This window comes from Shewanella sp. 2_MG-2023 (assembly GCF_030548905.1).
GTDB lineage: Bacteria > Pseudomonadota > Gammaproteobacteria > Enterobacterales > Shewanellaceae > Shewanella > Shewanella electrodiphila.
Genome location: NZ_JAUOSO010000003.1, coordinates 98,479 through 117,045 on the forward strand (window position 1 = coordinate 98,479; position 18,567 = coordinate 117,045).

The window sequence follows — 18,567 nt, forward strand, 5'->3', positions numbered from 1 at the left end:
TAAGGTCTCTTTTTAAGTTGAACTGATGTCAGAAGTTATTCTGCAGCAGCTTCTTCTTTCGCGTTAGCTTCTTTGATAGAAAGTCTTACACGACCTTGACGGTCAACTTCCATCACTTTAACGTCGACGTCTTGATTCATTTCAAGATGGTCAGAAACGTTAGCAACACGCTCTTCACTGATTTGTGAAATATGCACTAAGCCATCTTTACCAGGTAAGATGTTAACAAACGCACCGAAATCAACGATACGGATAACTTTACCTTTATAGATGCGGCCCACTTCAACTTCTGCAGTGATTTCTTCGATACGACGGATAGCTTCTTTCGTTGCTTCACCGTTTGAAGATGCAATCTTCACTGTGCCATTGTCATCAAGCTCGATAGTTGTACCAGTTTCTTCGGTTAATGCACGGATAGTCGCACCACCTTTACCGATTACGTCACGGATCTTCTCAGGATTAATCTTGATAGTCGTGATACGTGGAGCGTGGTCAGAGATATCTTCACGTGCGCCACCAATTGCTTGATCCATAACGTTAAGAATATGAACACGTGCGCCGTATGCTTGCTGAAGCGCGATGTCCATGATCTCTTTAGTGATACCTTCAATCTTGATATCCATTTGAAGCGCTGTAATACCGTCACGAGTACCAGCAACTTTAAAGTCCATGTCACCTAAGTGATCTTCATCACCTAAGATGTCAGAAAGAACAACGAAATCGTCGCCTTCTTTAACTAGACCCATTGCAATACCTGCAACTGAAGTTTTAATTGGTACACCCGCATCCATTAATGCTAATGAAGTACCACAAACAGAAGCCATAGAGCTTGAACCGTTTGATTCAGTAATTTCAGATACTACACGAACACTGTATGGGAATTCTTCTGCAGAAGGCATAACAGCGTTAATACCACGCCAAGCTAACTTACCGTGACCAATTTCACGACGCTTAGGTGATCCAACCATGCCTGTTTCACCAACAGAGTATGGAGGGAAGTTATAATGAAGCATGAAGCGGTTAGTACGTTCACCCATGATGCTATCAATCTTTTGTGCATCACGTTCAGTACCTAAAGTACAAGTTACTAGTGCTTGAGTTTCACCACGTGTAAATAATGAACTACCGTGAGTACGTGGAAGTACGCCAGCTAGTACATTCAATGCACGGATCATGTCAGGCTCACGACCATCGATACGTGGCTTACCACTGATGATGCGACCACGAACAACTTTCTTCTCAAGGCTGCCAAGTAAACCATCAACTTCGCGAGCATCAACATCTGGGTTATTAGTCATTAGTGCTTCTTTAGCAGCTGCTTTAACAGCGCCAACTTGAGCATAACGATCTTGCTTAACTTCGATTTGGTAAGCTGCAGTCATGCCTTCTTCAGCTAGCTCTTTAATTTGAGCAACTAAGTCAGCATCTTGAACAGGTGCAGTCCAATCCCAAGCTGGTTTACCCGCTTCAGCTTTAAACTCAGCAATGGCTTGAACAACAACTTGTTGTTGATCGTGACCATAAGTCACAGCGCCTAGCATGATTTCTTCAGCTAAAGACTTAGCTTCTGATTCAACCATAAGAACAGCTGAATCAGTACCTGCAACAACTAAGTCAAGGTCACTTTCAGCAACTTGATCAACTGTTGGGTTTAATAAGTACTCACCATCAATGTAACCAACGCGTGCTGCGCCGATAGGGCCATTGAAAGGTAAACCTGAGATAGATAGCGCTGCTGATGTACCAATCATAGCAACCATGTCAGGCTCAATTTGAGGATCAACAGAAACCACTGTGATGATCACTTGAACTTCGTTTTTAAAACCATTCGGAAATAAAGGACGAATTGGACGGTCGATTAGACGAGCAATAAGCGTTTCGTCTTCATTTGGACGACCTTCACGCTTGAAGAAACCACCAGGGATTTTACCTGCTGCATAGGTTTTTTCTTGGTAGTTTACTGTTAATGGGAAAAAGTCACGGCTAGGATCAGCTACTTTTTTACCAACGACTGTAACTAATACAGTTGTGTCGCCCATGCTCGCTAAAACTGCAGCGTCTGCTTGACGTGCAATAACACCTGTTTCTAAGGTGACGGTATGTTGACCATACTCAAAACTCTTTACTATTGGATTCACTTGACCCATTCCTTAATTATTGACCTTTAAATTACGCGCATAAGTATACTGCAATTTTTTACAATAGTTAAAGCGCATCGCAATATACCGCTAAAAAATAATTAAAATTAATCTTCTATCAGCCGATAAAACGGCTAATCACTCAATGAATAGATAACCTAACAAGATTCCACTGTTTGAAACACCATTTTTGTTTGAACAAAAATAGCCTATTGATATAAGTTGTAACAGCTATAATTAATGACTTTTAATGTTATTTTGTCTACAGTTAGTTGTTGTTGTCCCTAAATAAAAATAACACATTAAATGAGTTCAACATGTTAAATGCACCAGTTACCCATAAAAGCTGTGATTATTTAATAAAAACAAATGGAATCGTTTGAATGACGCAAAGGTTTAAGTCACTGACATGGAAGCAAACAAACTTAGTTGTATTTACTGCTTTGTTTTTTGCGATTGCCATTTTTGTCGTCGAAATTGCATTAGTTGTTGTCACGACTAAGCAGCAACTTACCGCTTCGCAAGAAGAGTTACTCAACTCAGTAGAACAAACTGCCTCTAATGCTGTCTGGGCGTTGGACGATAAACAAACCGAACAAACACTCGAAGGTATTATCAAGATTGATAATATTAGCTCAGCTGTGATTACCCTTGATGACGGCAGTTTATTTGTCACCGCTAGCAATAAGCCTAAGTTGTTTTCAGAAAACTATGACAACTTAAGCCATTTTCTGTTCAATGATTTAAACGAAATATCACGTCCTTTATATAGACCATTCTATTTCGAAGGGAACAAAAAGCAGCAGCTTATTGGTACGTTAACCATCTTTTACGATACACAAGAGATGACTAACAACCTGTTTAATCAACTTCAATTAGGCTTTATTGCTACTCTCGCTCGCGCCTTATTGCTGACGTTGGTACTGACCATTGTATTCCATCGGTTCTTGACTCAACCGATTGCAAGGATCAGTGAAGCCATAGATAAAATTGATCCTGATTTACCTGATGAAAACTTATTACCTATGTCTGCAGCCCATAAAGATGATGAGCTAGGGCTAGTAACATCGAAGTTTAACCAAATTTTATTACAGTTTAGCCAAACACAAAATAAACTTAGAAAGATGGCAACCAGAGACCCGTTAACCAGCTTACCTAACCGTACCTTGTTACTGGAAACTCTCAATGTCACGATTCAGCGTGCTAGAGTTCACAAAAGACATTTCGCATTATTGTTCATTGATTTAGATCGCTTTAAAAACGTCAATGACTCATTAGGTCATGCGATTGGTGATCAGTTTCTTGCCCGTGTTGCCCGCATATTAGAAACTGTTGTCGGCGATAGAGGCAGTGTTGCCAGGTTAGGCGGTGATGAATTTGTCATTGTGGCTGATGATATTGAAACCCCAGATCAAGCTGCTGACTTTGTCGATAAGCTTCTACTACAACTCAATACCCCAGTGCAACTCAATGAACATGCGATACACCCTGCGGCTTCGATTGGTATTTCAATCTATCCTGAAGATGGCCCGGGCGCAGAAGATTTAATTAGACACGCTGATATTGCCATGTATAGCGCTAAAGCGGCTGGTTCAAACCAATGGGCCTTCTTTAAACAACAGATGACAGAAAATGCCGCTGTTAGGTTAAAGACCGAAGCATCACTTCATGACGCGCTAAAACACAATGAATTCTTGCTCTATTTTCAACCTAAATTAGATTTAAGAACCAATCGAGTCATTGGCTGTGAAGCGCTTATCCGCTGGCAAAAAAATGGTGAGCTTATATCACCAATGTCATTCATCCCCATTGCCGAAGAAACTGGGATTATTATCCCAATCGGAAGATGGGTGATTGAGCAAAGCTGTAAAGTTATCCGCGAGTGGGAAAAGAAATACAACTACGCTATCCCAATAGCGGTGAACGTCGCTTCACAACAATTTGCTGATGCCAGCTTGGTTTCTGACATCAAGCAATTAGCTTTACGCTACCAAATACGCCCTGAGCTACTTGAGATAGAGATAACAGAAACATCTTTGATGAATGATGTAGATCAGGCAATTGCTAAGCTTGAGCAGCTAAAGAGCGCAGGATTCGGTATTGCCGTGGATGATTTTGGTACCGGTTATTCATCCTTGTCTTATCTTAGACATTTACCAATCACAACCATGAAAATTGATCGTGGTTTTGTTTCCGACTTACCCCATGATGCAGCAATAGCATCAACCATCTTAATGTTAGGTCAGCAGCTCAATTTAGATATTGTTGCAGAAGGTATTGAAAACGAAGAACAGCTTGAATGGTTACAACAACATAACTGTCAAATCGGCCAAGGATTCTTTTTCAGTAAGCCTCTACCGCAGGAAGAGTTTGAATCTAAATACCTAACAGAAATGCCGATACAGCAACTCGAGCAAGTTTAAGCACTTTCACGTTAAACATTTCGGTAAATTATACCTAATAAAAAAGGAGGCATAAGCCTCCTTTTTCACGGTTTGAATTTGAGTATGTTAACCATGCCCAAATTAAACGTCGATATTAACGACGTAAACCTAACTTCTGGATAAGAGCAGTATAACGAGCTACGTCTTTACGCTTTAAGTAAGCAGTAAGTTTACGACGTGCGCTAACCATACGTAATAGACCACGACGTGAATGGTGATCATGGATGTGCTCTTTGAAGTGACCTTGTAGATGGTTAATCTGCGCAGTCAATAAAGCTACTTGTACTTCAGTAGAACCAGTGTCGTTTTCGCCACGGCTATATTCAGCTACGATAGCAGCTTTTTGTTCATTACTTAGTGACATATTTATCTCCAGAAAAAATTAAATTAACTCTAGCCAATCACTAACTCAGCCAGAGGGGGCGACATTCTAACTATATTCAGACACTATCGCAATAAAAAACACAGAACAGTTAATAAAAGCTGTTAACTAATCTGCGCTATGATCAACAACCAAACGTTTAGGTGCTAATAAACCATCATCATTCATGGTGCCGATGCCGATAAACTGACGGTCTTCACCAGATGTCATCCGCACTAATACATCAGGTTCTAACCCTGATGCTTGTACAGGTTGACCTTGCATAATGTATTGCACACTTTCCTCAGCTAAATTAACCTCAGGGAAGTTCGCAACCGCTGTATCCATTGGCAGTAACAGCTCATCAAGTACGGTAAAAGTAGACTCATCTTCTTTATCCGTTCCTTCAGCAAGCTCTGTTAACTGCTCAATCGTAACCATTTTGGCATAAGGATATTCAGCGACTTGGGTACGTCTTAACATGGTGACATGCGCACCACACCCAAGCATTTCACCTAAATCATCAATGATTGTTCGAATATAAGTGCCTTTAGAGCAATGAATATCAAGAGTTAAATCATCACCTTCAAGGCTCACAAATAACAATTCAAAAACCGTTATAGGTCGAGCTTCACGCGGAACTTCTATCCCTTCACGCGCATATTTATATAAAGGCTGACCTTGATATTTCAAAGCTGAAAACATTGAAGGCACTTGCATGGTATCACCACGAAAATGCTCTAATGATTCATCTAATAGTGCTTGAGTAAACTTAACCGGACGGATCTGAACCACTTCACCATCTGAGTCACTGGTATCAGTTCTTTCACCTAACTTAGCAGTTACCAAGTAACGCTTATCAGCATCGAGAAGATGCTGTGAGAACTTTGTCGCTTCACCTAAGCAAACTGGCAGCATGCCAGTAGCTAAAGGATCAAGCGCACCTGTGTGACCCGCTTTATTAGCGTTATAAAGACGTTTGACGCGTTGCAAAGCATGGTTAGAACTGATGCCAGTACCTTTATCTAACAGTACAATGCCATTAATAAAACGACCTTTGCGACGACGAGCCATTAATCTTTATCCTCAGGTTTTTCTTCAGATGCGTCAGCATCGTCAGATCCAAACTCTTCATGTCTTGCTTTGTCTTGCTTAGCTTTGTCTTGTGTAATCACTTGGCTAACTAAGTTAGACATGCGCATCCCTTCAACAAGCGAGCTGTCATAGACGAAACGAAGCTCAGGCATAACACGCAATTTCATGCGACTAGCAACCAAGGTTCTTACATATGGTGCCGCAGCCGTGAGCGCTTCAATTTTTTGATCGACTAATTCTTGATCTTCTTCGAAAAAAGTAACAAATACTTTCGCAAAGCTTAAATCACGAGAAACATCAACATCGTTAACGGTAACAAAACCGATACGTGGATCTTTCATGTCACGCTGTAAAATCATCGCTAACTCTTGTTGGAGTTGCTGTGCAATACGGCGAGTACGACTAAATTCTTTTGCCATAACATTAATACCTTATAGCTTTGTATAAATAAAAAAGGCGGCTAACGCCGCCCTTTCTGTGTTACAGCGTTCTGGCCACTTCGACCGTCTCGAAGACCTCAATCTGATCGCCAACTTTGACGTCATTGTAGTTCTTCACACCGATACCACATTCCATGCCGTTACGAACATCGCTAACGTCATCTTTAAAGCGACGTAGCGACTCAAGCTCACCTTCGTAGATTACTACGTTTTCACGTAGAACACGGATAGGAGCACTACGTTTGATGGTACCTTCGGTAACCATACAACCCGCAATAGCACCAATCTTAGGCGACTTAAATACATCACGTACTTCAGCAAGACCAATGATTTGTTGCTTGAATTCAGGAGCAAGCATGCCCGTCATTGCCGCTTTAACTTCATCAATCAAGTCGTAAATTACGCTGTAGTAGCGTAAATCAACACTTTCAGCTTCGATGGTCTTACGCGCTTGTGCATCAGCACGAACGTTGAAACCAACCATGATTGCATTTGAAGCAGCTGCTAATGTCGCATCTGTTTCAGTTAATGCACCAACGCCACGAGCAATAATGCTAACTTTAACTTCGTCAGTAGACAGTTTAGTTAATGAATCACAAATTGCTTCAAGTGAACCTTGAACGTCTGCTTTAAGTACAATGTTAAGCTCTTGTACTTCGCCTTCAGTCATGTTGGCAAACATGTTTTCAAGCTTAGATTTCTGCTGACGTGCTAGTTTAACATCACGGAATTTACCTTGACGGTAAAGTGCAACTTCACGCGCTTTACGCTCATCACGTACAACAGTCGCTTCATCACCCGCTGATGGCACACCAGAAAGACCTAAAATCTCAACTGGAATTGAAGGACCGGCTTCAGTGATGCTCTTACCATTCTCATCTTTCATTGCACGGATTTTACCGTACTCAAGACCACATAGAACGATATCACCTTGGCGTAAAGTACCTTCTTGAACAAGAACAGTAGCAACTGGGCCACGACCTTTGTCCAATTTAGATTCAATAACAACACCTGCTGCCATACCTTCACGAACAGCTTGAAGCTCTAATACTTCAGCTTGTAAAAGAATGCCTTCAAGTAACTCATCGATACCAGTACCCGCTTTAGCTGAAACGTTAACGAACATATGTTCGCCGCCCCAATCTTCAGACATAACACCGTGTTGAGCTAGTTCACTCTTAACACGTTCTGGATCAGCTTCTGGCTTATCCATTTTGTTAACGGCAATGATTAACGGTACGTTACCGGCTTTAGCATGTTGAATTGCTTCAATCGTTTGTGGCATAGCGCCATCATCCGCAGCAACAACCAATACAACGATATCTGTCGCTTTAGCACCACGAGCACGCATTGACGTAAACGCCGCGTGACCAGGAGTATCTAAGAAGGTGATCATGCCATTGTCGGTTTCAACATGGTATGCACCAATATGCTGGGTAATACCACCGGCTTCACCGTCAGCAACTTTTGCACGACGAATATAATCAAGTAATGATGTTTTACCGTGGTCAACGTGACCCATGATGGTTACTACTGGAGCACGAGTCTCTAGTACAACATCATCTTCATCACGATCGCCCAGTACTTGATGCTCTAATTCGTTTTCACGAAGTAGTACCACTTTATGGCCCATTTCTTCTGCAATCATTTGCGCAGTTTCTTGGTCCAAGATTTGGTTGATCGTTACCATTGAGCCCATCTTCATCATTTGCTTGATGATTTCAGTGGCTTTAATTGACATACGTGATGCCAATTCTGCAACAGAAACGGTCTCACCGATACGGATCTCGCCTTTTACTACAGCAACAGGCTTGTTGAAACCATGTGCCATTGATTCTGGAGCAGTACTCTTGTTACGCGCATGGTTGCTACGGTTATCACGACCGCCTTTACCACCACGTTTCTTGTTATTGCTCTTGTTACGAGCACGACGTCCACGCTTCTCATCAGCAGCATCTGAAGTATCTTCAGCTGCACGAGCCGCTTTCGAAGTAGTGATATGGTGGTCACTATTTTTCTCAGCTTCGATACGTTGACGTTCTTCTTCAGCCCAACGCTTAGAGTTTTCTTCAGCAAGCTTACGAGCAGTTTCTGCAGCTTGCGCCGCTTCTTCTTTCTGCTTTTTAGTCATTGCTTCTTCTTGCGCGGCTTTAATGCGTTCAGCTTCAGCTTTTACTGCTGCAGACTCTGGGTCTTCAGCTTTAGCTGGTTTAGCTTCAGATTTGGCTTTAGCTTCAGCTTCTTTTTTAGCTTTCGCTTCAGCGTCTGCTTTAGCCTTAGCTTCTGCTTTAGCTTTATCTTCAACAGCTTTCGCTTCTGCAGCAGCTTTTGCTGCAGCTTCAGCTTCTTGTTGTTGCTTAGCTTGTTCTTCAGCTTCAGCAGCTAGCTCACTATCATCACGTTTAACAAAAGTACGTTTTTTACGTACTTCTACTTTAACGTCTTTAGATTGTCCGCCACCTGCATTTACACTTAAAGTAGAAACGGTTTTGCGTTGCAGAGTCATTTTTTGAGGCTCTTTATCGCCGCCGTGCTGCTTCTTTAAATGGTCTAGCAAAGTTTGTTTCTCTGTTTCAGAAACATTGTCAGCTTTACTTTTCTTAATTCCTGCTTCGGCAAACTGTTCAATCAGTCTGTCTACATTCTTGCCCACTTCCGCGGCCAATTTATCTATACTTGTATCTGCCATCAATTAAATCCCCCTGTTGATCGACTTATGCTTCTTCGCCAAACCAACAGATATTACGGGCAGCCATGATGAGCTCACCTGCTTTTTCTTCTGTCAATTCTTCAATATCGATTAAATCGTCAATTCCTTGTTCTGCTAAGTCTTCTAAGGTCGACACACCTTTACTTGCAAGAACATATGCTAAATGCTTTTCTAAACCATCTAACGCTAATAGATCAGCAGCCGGTTCAGCACCATCTAGTGCTTCTTCCGTTGCTAATGCTCGAGTCGAAATAGCTGCTTTTGCACGTTCACGCAATGCAGCAACAATATCTTCATCAAAACCGTTAACTTCTAACAGTTCTGCTTCTGGTACATAGGCAATTTCTTCTAAAGAGGTGAAACCTTCTTCAGCAAGAACAGTTGCAAAATCTTCGTCAACATCTAAAGTTTCAACGAATAAGTTTACAATTTTAGCGCTTTCAGCTTGATGCTTAGCATTAAGCTCTTCCACTGTCATGACGTTAAGTTCCCAACCCGTTAACTGAGTTGCTAAACGAACGTTTTGACCATTACGGCCAATAGCTTGCGCTAAACTGTCAGCTTCAACAGCAATATCCATTGAGTGGTTGTCTTCATCAACAATGATAGAAGCAACGTCAGCAGGAGCCATTGCATTGATAACGTACTGTGCTGGATTATCATCCCACATTACGATATCGACACGCTCACCGCTTAATTCGTTAGATACAGCTTGTACACGTGCGCCACGCATACCAACACAAGCACCAATTGGATCGATACGCTTATCATTAGTTTTCACTGCGATTTTAGCGCGAGCACCTGGGTCACGAGCAGCGCCCATGATTTCAATCATCTCATCTAAAATTTCAGGTACTTCAACTCTGAATAATTCGATGATCATTTCAGGCTTGCTGCGAGTTAAGAATAACTGTGCACCACGTGCTTCTGGACGTACTGCATATAGCAATGCACGAACACGATCACCTGGACGGAAAGATTCGCGGCTGATGATGTCTTCTTTGTAAATAACGCCATCAGCATTATTACCTAAATCAACAACGACACTTTCACGGGTGCTTTTCTTAACAACACCAGTAACAATTTCGCCTTCACGTTCAATAAACTGTTCAACGATTTGTGCACGTTCAGCTTCACGTACTTTTTGTACGATTACTTGCTTAGCTGTTTGCGTTGTAATACGGTCGAAAACAACTGAGTCAATTTCATCTTCGATGAATTCGCCAGGTTGAATTTCTGGTTCTTCGTAACGTGCAGCTTCTAACGTAATTTCGCTGTAAGGGTTTTCTAAAGCTTCACCTTGGTCATCGACAACCATCCAACGACGGAAAGTGTCGTAGTGGCCAGTTTTACGATCGATAGCTACGCGAACTTCAATTTCGCCTTCATACTTTTTCTTAGTTGCTGTGGCTAGAGCAATTTCTAGCGCTTCGAATATTTTTTCGCGTGGGACGGCTTTTTCATTTGATACCGCCTCTGCGACTAGCAGAATCTCTTTATTCATTATGTCTTGCCTCGTTCACCTTGAAACTATCAAAACTTCGCAATAACGTTGCCTTTACGCACATTATCTAAAGCCACAATCAAATCTTCACCATCTACATTAATCGTTAGCATTTGCCCTTCGATTGATGTGATAGCACCTTTTAAATTACGACTACCTGCAACAGGCATCGTTAACTGTACTTTTGCATCTTCGCCGATATATGCGGCGTATTGCGCAGCCGTAAATAGTGGTCTATCTACACCTGGCGATGAAACTTCTAGTGTGTATTCTGTCGAGATTGGGTCTTCAACATCTAGAACAGCACTAACTTGGCGGCTGGCTTCAGCACAATCTTCAATATTGATACCACTTTCACCATCAATAAATACACGTAATATTGAATGACGCCCTGCATGGACAAACTCAATACCCCAAAGTTGAAAACCTAACGCTTCAACAGGTACTGTCAGCATTTCTGTCAGTTTAGTTTCTAATGTTGCCAAAAATGACCCCCAAAAACGAAAAAAAGGGCAAATAGCCCTCGAAAAGTCCGTAAAATCACGGAGTTACTAAGCTCCATATAACAGAAAACCCCGTAATAACGAGGTCTTAAATATAGAACCTTTTAATTGCCTTTACATTGCACTACTGCAAATAAGTAAAAACAATAAGCTGGTTGCGGGGGCCGGATTTGAACCGACGACCTTCGGGTTATGAGCCCGACGAGCTACCAAACTGCTCCACCCCGCGACAACTTGCGCAATTATATTAACTTACGTCTTTGCTTGCAATATTTAATCAAATTAACTTCAAAATGATTAATAAAATTTAGTGGTGCGGATGGTGGGACTTGAACCCACACGACCTAAGTCACCAACCCCTCAAGCTGGCGCGTCTACCAATTCCGCCACATCCGCTTACTACTAAATTTTTGCAGTCGTTATCATATTTAATTGAGGAAATTAAGATAACTCAATGACTGCGGTCTTACTTTATTTGCTTCTTTTAAGAGGCAAATTAATCAGGGATTTCAGTCTCTGATATTTCGGCCTGTGTAGGAGCTTGTTCAACTTGCTCTACCGCAGAACCTAAATCGTTCCAAGCATCATCTTTTTTAGAATTGTTTGCGCTTAAGTTACCTAAAGTAAGACTTAAAGCGAAAAAAGCAATAGCTAAAACAGCTGTGCTTCGGGTCAGGAAATTACCTGCACCGTCTGAACCGAATAGCGTCCCTGATGCACCAGCACCAAAAGAAGACCCCATATCAGCTCCTTTACCTTGTTGAATTAAAATTAGTCCTACAAGACCAATTGCTACAACCAAGTAAACTACAATTAAAACTTCATACATAATATTAAGCGCTCATCGCAATGGAACATAAACTTAAAAACTCGCTAGAATTTAAGCTAGCTCCGCCAATCAATCCACCATCGACATCTGGTTGGGCAAATATATCTGCAGCATTTGATGGAGTCACACTACCACCATATAAAATGCGAATATTTTCTCCAATAAATGGAGACACTTCAGAGAGTCTATTACGAATAAACGCATGAACTTCTTGCGCTTGCTCTGGAGTTGCACTTTTACCAGTACCTACAGCCCATAAAGGCTCGTAAGCGATAATGGCATTATCAAAAGCCATGGTGCCATTCTTTTCGATAACAATGTCTAACTCTTCTGCAATCACTTCAAAAGTTCGTCTTGCTTCACGAGCTGGACCTGATTCTCCAACACAAAGAATCGGCGTTAAACCATGTTTTTGTGCTGCAGCAAATTTCTCTGCAACGATATTACTTGTTTCGCCGTACATACGACGACGCTCGGAATGGCCGATAATCACATATCGACATCCTGAATCTTTTAGCATTTTACCGGAAATTTCACCAGTATAGGCACCGAAGTCGTGTTGACTCAGGTTCTGTGCGCCCATTCTTACAAGCGCACCATCTAAGGTTTGCTTATTTGCTTCAAGCAGTTGTCTAACACTTTCAAGATAAATTGAAGGTGGACATAAAACTACTTCTGCAGAATCATTTTGGAGCTTAGTAGCAAACTTGGTGAATAATTCTTGCGCTAAAGGCGCGCTACCATTCATTTTCCAGTTGCCAGCTACCATAGGACGTCTAAGTGCCATTACTGTCTCCTTTGAAAGCGGCGTGAATAATAACGAACCGCCAAACAAGTTACAATAGCTAAGTCAGGAATATTTGTCATAACATGACAGAATGTTGCTTTTTTACGCGCTGACTTTAGATATTAATAAATAACCAAATAATAAATAAAAACTGCTGTCGATTGTATATTCAACTTTGCTGTAAGCCTACCTTTTTAACTACATCTGCAATTTGATTTGCATAGGATGTGACAAGGTCAATATCTTGGCCTTCAACCATGACCCGAATGAGTGGTTCAGTTCCTGATTTTCTTAATAAAACTCGGCCAGTTTTACCGAGCTTAGTTTCGACATCATGTTTTATTGATAACACAATTTCTGATTGAAGTGGATTTGAATCACCTTCAAAACGGACATTGACTAATACTTGCGGTAACATTTTTAATGGCGAAACTAATTCAGCGATAGAAGCTTGTTGATTTTGCATCGCAGCCAGCATCAAAATGCCTGCCACAATCCCATCACCTGTTGTGCCGTGATCAAGGTTTAATATATGACCTGAATTTTCTCCGCCTATGCGCCAATCATATTGTCGCATTAACTCCATCACGTATCGGTCACCAACGTTAGAACGAACAAAAGGCACATTAAGTTCTGCCAAAGCTAATTCTAAGCCAAGATTTGACATCAAAGTGCCAACTACACCGCCTTTGAGTTCATTGTTTTTTATGGCATCACATGCAAGTACATAGAGAATTTGATCTCCGTCAATCACATTGCCTAAATGATCAACCATCATGATCCTGTCGCCATCACCATCTAATGCAATACCCACATCAGCCTGATGTTTTAGCACTTCATCGCAAATAGCCTGCATTGAAGTCGCGCCAACATTGTCATTAATGTTCAAGCCATTAGGTTGAACACCTATGCATATTACTTCAGCACCGAGTTCTTGAAAGACACTCGGCGCAATATGATAGGTCGCGCCATGAGCACAATCGACCACCAACTTAAGGCCATTAAGGGTTAATTCAGCAGGGAAGTGCCCCTTACAGTATTCAATGTAACGTCCAGCAGCGTCATCTATTCGAGCAGCTTTACCTAATAGGTGGGATTCAACACAAACTAGCGGCTTAGTGAGTTCTTTTTCGATTTCAAGTTCGAGTTCATCATCAAGTTTACTGCCATTAGCAGAAAAGAATTTAATACCATTATCAAAATATGGGTTATGAGAAGCACTAATGACTATGCCTGCTTCAGCTCTAAAAGTGCGAGTCAAGTAAGCGATAGCCGGTGTCGGCATTGGGCCAACCAATAGCACATTAAGTCCTGCCGCAGACAATCCCGCTTCTAGTGCCGATTCAAATAAGTAACCAGAAATACGAGTATCTTTACCAATAATGACTTTCTGGGTACCACTGCGTGAAAGCACCCTGCCCGCAGCCCAACCTAGTTTTAAAGCAAGCTCTGGCGTCATCACTCCAGCGCCTACTTCCCCCCGAATACCATCGGTGCCAAACAGGTTTCTTTGTTGCTGTCCTTTATCTCGCTGCTCTTTATCTTGCTGCTCTTTATTTTGTTGGTTATGGTCCTGCATTAGTACCTCACATTAAGTGAATCAACACTAATTTAACCTATTTAAATCGACAACGCTTAAACCGAAACTTTACTGATGTAAACTGGCCATGGTCGCTGACATAACCTTAAGTACGTCAACGGTTTCTTTTACGTCATGTACACGTAAGATCTGTGCACCTTGCTGCGCTGCAATCATTGCCCCAGCCAAACTCCCAGCTAAACGTTCATTAGTATCGCGTTGCAGTAAATCGCCAATCATGCTTTTTCTTGATAAACCAATTAATACTGGCAAATGTAAACTGTGAAGCTCAGGCAGTTTCGCTAGCAGCTGATAATTGTGTTCAAGTGTTTTACCAAAACCAAAGCCAGGATCTAAAATAATATTTTCTCTCGGCATACCTGCGGCAAGGCAATAATCCACTCGTAAGGATAAAAACTCTGTGACTTGTTGCATCACGTCCTCATATTGAGGCGCATCTTGCATGTTTTGTGGTTGGCCTTGCATATGCATTAAACACACTGGGACATCTAAACTTGTTGCCATGGCGACTGCACCTGGCTCTTGTAATGCACGTACATCATTAATTAAGTGTGCACCCGCAGCAACTGCTTTTTCCATCACTTCAGGTTTACTGGTATCGATTGAAATCCAAACATCATGCTGTTTAGCCGTGTATTCAATCACAGGGATAACGCGAGATAACTCTTCCTCAACAGATACAGCTTCTGCACCCGGTCTTGTTGACTCACCACCGATATCAACAATCAATGCGCCTTCTGAAACCACTTTATCAATCTGAGCGCAAGCTTGCTCTACGGTGGCGTGCTGGCCCCCATCAGAGAAAGAATCAGGAGTCACATTGATAATGGCCATAACCACTGGGCTAGTTAGCGATAAGGTTTTATCACCAGATTTAATTTCAAACACACAACCTCACTCAAATATTTTCAATACTGACTCTTCATAGAGCGCTATCTCAAATAATACGGCTCTACAAAAATTACACACTAATAAGTCTCTTTATAGAAATATGACTTATATATGACACTAGTTCAACAAATATAAAAAAACCCCTTTCGGGGCTTTTTCAAACTTCAAATCAGCAACTTACTTTACAGGCGATTCGTCAGTTTTCGGTTCCGTATCTGGCTTTTCAACAGATGGCTCTTCAGTCGTTTCTTCAGTCGAAGTCGCTTCAGGCGTTACCGGAGTGCCTTTGTCTTGATCGTCCATAGAGTCATCAGCTTGCCAATCAGCAGGTTGACGCACTTCACGGCGATTCATTAGATCATCAATTTGCTCTGAATCAATGGTCTCATACTTCATCAATGCATCTTTCATTGAATGAAGAATATCCATGTTATCAGTCAAATATTGATTTGCACGTTCATAGTTACTGTCGATTAACTGTTTAACTTCTTGATCGATTAGACCAGCAGTTTCATCAGACATATTCTTAGACTTCGCCATGCTACGGCCTAAGAATACTTCGCCTTCATCTTCAGCATATAAAACAGGACCTAATTTCTCAGAGAAGCCCCACTGAGTTACCATGTTACGTGCAATTGACGTCGCATACTTAATATCTTGCGATGCACCAGTAGAGACTTTCTCGCCGCCGTAAATTAACTCTTCAGCTAAACGTCCGCCATAGGCTACTGAAATTTGGCTTTCAAGTTTACGTCGGCTTTGGCTAATTGCATCAGCTTCAGGTAAGAAGAATGTCACACCTAAGGCGCGGCCACGTGGAATGATTGTCACTTTATGCACAGGGTCGTGCTCTGGCACTAAACAACCCACAATCGCATGACCTGCTTCATGGTAAGCAGTCATTTCTTTTTCTTCTTCAGACATCACCATAGTGCGGCGCTCTGCACCCATCATGATTTTGTCTTTAGCACTTTCAAACTCTTCCATACCGACTACGCGGCGGTTACCACGAGCAGCAAACAAAGCAGCTTCGTTAACTAAGTTAGCTAAGTCAGCACCAGAGAAACCTGGCGTGCCACGCGCAATAACGCTAGCTTTAACGCCATCACCTAATGGTACTTTGCGCATGTGAACTTTAAGGATTTGCTCACGACCACGAACGTCAGGTAAGCCTACGACTACTTGACGGTCAAAACGACCTGGACGAAGTAATGCAGCATCTAACACGTCTGGTCTGTTTGTCGCAGCAATGACAATAACGCCTTCATTACCTTCAAAACCGTCCATTTCAACCAACATTTGGTTCAATGTTTGCTCACGTTCATCGTGACCACCACCAACACCAGCGCCACGTTGGCGACCTACAGCATCGATTTCATCAATGAAGATGATACAAGGTGCAGACTTTTTAGCTTGTTCAAACATGTCACGTACACGAGATGCACCGACACCAACAAACATTTCAACAAAGTCAGAACCAGAAATAGTAAAGAACGGTACTTTTGCTTCACCCGCGATTGCTTTTGCAATCAGCGTTTTACCAGTACCTGGTGGACCCACTAGCAGCACACCAGTAGGAATACGGCCACCCAGTTTTTGGAATCGAGTTGGTTCTTTTAAGTAATCAACTAATTCTTTAACATCTTCTTTCGCTTCGTCACAACCAGCAACATCAGCAAAGGTGGTTTTAATTTGGTCTTCGCTCATCAATTTGGCTTTACTCTTACCAAATGACATTGCGCCTTTACCGCCACCACCTTGCATTTGACGCATGAAGAAAATCCATACACCAATCAGCAGTAACATTGGGAACCAAGAGATAAATATCTGGGTTAAGAAGCTAGACTCTTCAGCTTCCTGCCCTTTCATTGAAATCCCTTTACGATCAAGATCATTAATTAAATCTTGATCATACATTGGCATAATAGTGGTGAACTTCTCTCCAGAACGTTTGATTCCTTCAATAGTTCGCTGGTCACTTTTGATTTCAACCGAATTGATATTGCCATTTCGGACGCTATCTAAGAATACGGAATAGTCCATCTTCGACGATGACGAAGAAGAGGGGGAGTAACCCTGAAAAACTGACATCAGCACAACGGCGATGACAACCCAGAGAATTAAATTTTTTGCCATGTCACTCAAATTTCTAGACCTCTTGAAGACCCACGATAATTAATCGTTAGACTACTATAACTTGTAACCAGTCGCCACTATATACACTTCACGTGAACGTGGTCGCGATGAATCTGGTTTTCGTGTTTTAACTGTAGTGAAAGCTTGTCGAACTGCTTTCATATATTCGTCAAAGCCCTCCCCCTGAAAGACTTTAACCGCAAAGCTACCATTAGGTGCCAAAACTTGATGACACATATCTAGTGCTAACTCTACAAGATACATCGCCCTTGGTTGATCCACACCATCTGAACCACTCATATTAGGCGCCATATCAGAAAGTACAACATCCACTTTATCCTCACCTACACGGTCAAGTAAAGCATCTAGCACTTTCTCTTCACGGAAATCACCTTGTAAAAAGTCAACTCCCACGATCGGATCCATTGGTAAAATATCACAAGCTACCAATTTGCCTTTTTCACCCACTAACTTAACAGCGATTTGTGACCAGCCACCCGGCGCGGCACCTAAATCAACCACTGTCATGCCTTGTTTAATCAGTTTATCTTTCTGTTGGATTTCTTCCAACTTAAATGCAGCACGAGAGCGTAAACCTCGCTTTTGAGACAATTTCACATAGTGATCGTCAAAATGCTCTTGCATCCATCGGCTTGAACTTGCCGAACGTTTTTTCGTTGCCATTTAAATTCCGTAACGATTTGGAGTTACATAAAGCTTATATAAGGGTAGAATAGCCGTTTTTCAACAGTAACATTCAAAAAGTTGGTACAAATGAACTTAACAACCAAACAAAAACAGCATTTAAAAGGCCTGGCGCATAACTTAAAGCCAGTAGTGCTGCTTGGTGCTAATGGTTTGACCGAAGGTGTGCTGGCTGAAATTGATAGTGCACTCACTCATCATGAACTAATAAAAGTGAAAGTAGGCTCTTCTGATAGAGAGCTTAAAAATGCTGTCGTTGACGCGATTATTCGCGAAACTCAATCAACCAAAATACAGCTTATCGGACACACCTTAGTTATTTTCCGTCAGTCTGCTGAAATGAAAGTTGCCATTCCAAAAGCAAAATAATTTCGTCAAACAACTTAAGGTCTAGGGTTCATCTTGCAGTCAATACGATTCAAAT

At 41.8% G+C, this 18,567-nt stretch carries 15 protein-coding genes and 2 tRNA genes; 2 read left to right on the plus strand and 15 right to left on the minus strand.

Annotated features, from left to right (window positions below; genetic code table 11):
- Positions 1-35: 35 nt before the first annotated feature.
- The gene (pnp, locus tag Q4600_RS04365; protein ID WP_102526968.1) at positions 36-2,138 is read right to left on the minus strand and encodes a polyribonucleotide nucleotidyltransferase; all 2,103 of its coding nucleotides are present in this window, start codon (positions 2,136-2,138) and stop codon (positions 36-38) included.
- A gap of 383 nt (positions 2,139-2,521) precedes the next feature.
- Between pnp and Q4600_RS04370 the strand changes: the two genes are divergently transcribed.
- A complete protein-coding gene (locus tag Q4600_RS04370) occupies positions 2,522-4,561 on the plus strand; it encodes a bifunctional diguanylate cyclase/phosphodiesterase (RefSeq protein ID WP_102526900.1) in 2,040 nt (679 codons plus the stop codon).
- A gap of 115 nt (positions 4,562-4,676) precedes the next feature.
- Here Q4600_RS04370 and rpsO read toward each other — a convergent pair whose 3' ends face one another.
- The 14 genes from rpsO to rlmE form a co-directional block, all read right to left on the minus strand.
- Complete coding sequence (gene rpsO / locus Q4600_RS04375) at positions 4,677-4,946, minus strand: 30S ribosomal protein S15 (protein WP_055023715.1); 270 nt, start codon at positions 4,944-4,946, stop codon at positions 4,677-4,679.
- Between the two features lie 126 nt (positions 4,947-5,072).
- Positions 5,073-6,017 (minus strand): tRNA pseudouridine(55) synthase TruB, encoded by a 945-nt coding sequence (gene truB / locus Q4600_RS04380; protein ID WP_303513113.1) that lies wholly within the window; start codon positions 6,015-6,017, stop codon positions 5,073-5,075.
- Positions 6,017-6,457, minus strand: coding sequence for a 30S ribosome-binding factor RbfA (gene rbfA, locus Q4600_RS04385; protein ID WP_303513115.1), 441 nt, complete (start codon positions 6,455-6,457; stop codon positions 6,017-6,019). Before rbfA ends, truB begins: the two co-directional genes overlap by 1 nt.
- Before the next feature lie 61 nt (positions 6,458-6,518).
- A complete protein-coding gene (infB, locus tag Q4600_RS04390) occupies positions 6,519-9,167 on the minus strand; it encodes a translation initiation factor IF-2 (protein WP_102526897.1) in 2,649 nt (882 codons plus the stop codon).
- A gap of 25 nt (positions 9,168-9,192) precedes the next feature.
- Positions 9,193-10,692 (minus strand): transcription termination factor NusA, encoded by a 1,500-nt coding sequence (gene nusA, locus Q4600_RS04395; RefSeq protein ID WP_102526896.1) that lies wholly within the window; start codon positions 10,690-10,692, stop codon positions 9,193-9,195.
- Between the two features lie 29 nt (positions 10,693-10,721).
- Positions 10,722-11,177 (minus strand): ribosome maturation factor RimP, encoded by a 456-nt coding sequence (rimP, locus tag Q4600_RS04400; protein WP_102526895.1) that lies wholly within the window; start codon positions 11,175-11,177, stop codon positions 10,722-10,724.
- Positions 11,178-11,347: 170 nt separating this feature from the next.
- Positions 11,348-11,424 (minus strand) — tRNA-Met (locus tag Q4600_RS04405).
- An 82-nt stretch (positions 11,425-11,506) separates the two neighbouring features.
- A tRNA-Leu gene (locus tag Q4600_RS04410) sits at positions 11,507-11,591 on the minus strand.
- 100 nt (positions 11,592-11,691) lie between these two features.
- Positions 11,692-12,024 (minus strand): preprotein translocase subunit SecG, encoded by a 333-nt coding sequence (gene secG / locus Q4600_RS04415; RefSeq protein ID WP_303513118.1) that lies wholly within the window; start codon positions 12,022-12,024, stop codon positions 11,692-11,694.
- A 4-nt stretch (positions 12,025-12,028) separates the two neighbouring features.
- Positions 12,029-12,811 (minus strand): triose-phosphate isomerase, encoded by a 783-nt coding sequence (gene tpiA / locus Q4600_RS04420; protein ID WP_102526893.1) that lies wholly within the window; start codon positions 12,809-12,811, stop codon positions 12,029-12,031.
- A gap of 169 nt (positions 12,812-12,980) precedes the next feature.
- Positions 12,981-14,390: a phosphoglucosamine mutase gene (gene glmM, locus Q4600_RS04425; RefSeq protein ID WP_102526892.1), complete on the minus strand. Its 1,410-nt coding sequence runs from the start codon at positions 14,388-14,390 to the stop codon at positions 12,981-12,983.
- 69 nt (positions 14,391-14,459) lie between these two features.
- The gene (folP, locus tag Q4600_RS04430) at positions 14,460-15,299 is read right to left on the minus strand and encodes a dihydropteroate synthase (RefSeq protein WP_102526891.1); all 840 of its coding nucleotides are present in this window, start codon (positions 15,297-15,299) and stop codon (positions 14,460-14,462) included.
- 180 nt (positions 15,300-15,479) lie between these two features.
- Positions 15,480-17,447 carry an ATP-dependent zinc metalloprotease FtsH gene (ftsH, locus tag Q4600_RS04435; RefSeq protein WP_303513125.1) on the minus strand — a complete coding sequence of 656 codons (1,968 nt, stop codon included), beginning with the start codon at positions 17,445-17,447 and terminating at the stop codon, positions 15,480-15,482.
- Between the two features lie 45 nt (positions 17,448-17,492).
- Positions 17,493-18,122: a 23S rRNA (uridine(2552)-2'-O)-methyltransferase RlmE gene (rlmE, locus tag Q4600_RS04440; RefSeq protein ID WP_102526889.1), complete on the minus strand. Its 630-nt coding sequence runs from the start codon at positions 18,120-18,122 to the stop codon at positions 17,493-17,495.
- Between the two features lie 90 nt (positions 18,123-18,212).
- Between rlmE and yhbY the strand changes: the two genes are divergently transcribed.
- Positions 18,213-18,512, plus strand: a complete 300-nt coding sequence (gene yhbY, locus Q4600_RS04445; protein ID WP_055023703.1) for a ribosome assembly RNA-binding protein YhbY — start codon at positions 18,213-18,215, stop codon at positions 18,510-18,512.
- Positions 18,513-18,567: the final 55 nt, after the last annotated feature.

Excerpts from the sequence above, each read along its gene's own strand:
- rbfA (WP_303513115.1), bottom strand. The coding sequence starts at position 6,457 with ATGGCAAAAGAATTTAGTCGTACTCGCCGTATTGCACAGCAACTCCAA.
- tpiA (WP_102526893.1), bottom strand. The coding sequence starts at position 12,811 with ATGGCACTTAGACGTCCTATGGTAGCTGGCAACTGGAAAATGAATGGT.
- rlmE (WP_102526889.1), bottom strand. The coding sequence starts at position 18,122 with ATGGCAACGAAAAAACGTTCGGCAAGTTCAAGCCGATGGATGCAAGAG.
- yhbY (WP_055023703.1), top strand. The coding sequence starts at position 18,213 with ATGAACTTAACAACCAAACAAAAACAGCATTTAAAAGGCCTGGCGCAT.
- infB (WP_102526897.1), bottom strand. The coding sequence starts at position 9,167 with ATGGCAGATACAAGTATAGATAAATTGGCCGCGGAAGTGGGCAAGAAT.
- glmM (WP_102526892.1), bottom strand. The coding sequence starts at position 14,390 with ATGCAGGACCATAACCAACAAAATAAAGAGCAGCAAGATAAAGAGCAG.
- nusA (WP_102526896.1), bottom strand. The coding sequence starts at position 10,692 with ATGAATAAAGAGATTCTGCTAGTCGCAGAGGCGGTATCAAATGAAAAA.
- rpsO (WP_055023715.1), bottom strand. The coding sequence starts at position 4,946 with ATGTCACTAAGTAATGAACAAAAAGCTGCTATCGTAGCTGAATATAGC.
- secG (WP_303513118.1), bottom strand. The coding sequence starts at position 12,024 with ATGTATGAAGTTTTAATTGTAGTTTACTTGGTTGTAGCAATTGGTCTT.
- Q4600_RS04370 (WP_102526900.1), top strand. The coding sequence starts at position 2,522 with ATGACGCAAAGGTTTAAGTCACTGACATGGAAGCAAACAAACTTAGTT.
- truB (WP_303513113.1), bottom strand. The coding sequence starts at position 6,017 with ATGGCTCGTCGTCGCAAAGGTCGTTTTATTAATGGCATTGTACTGTTA.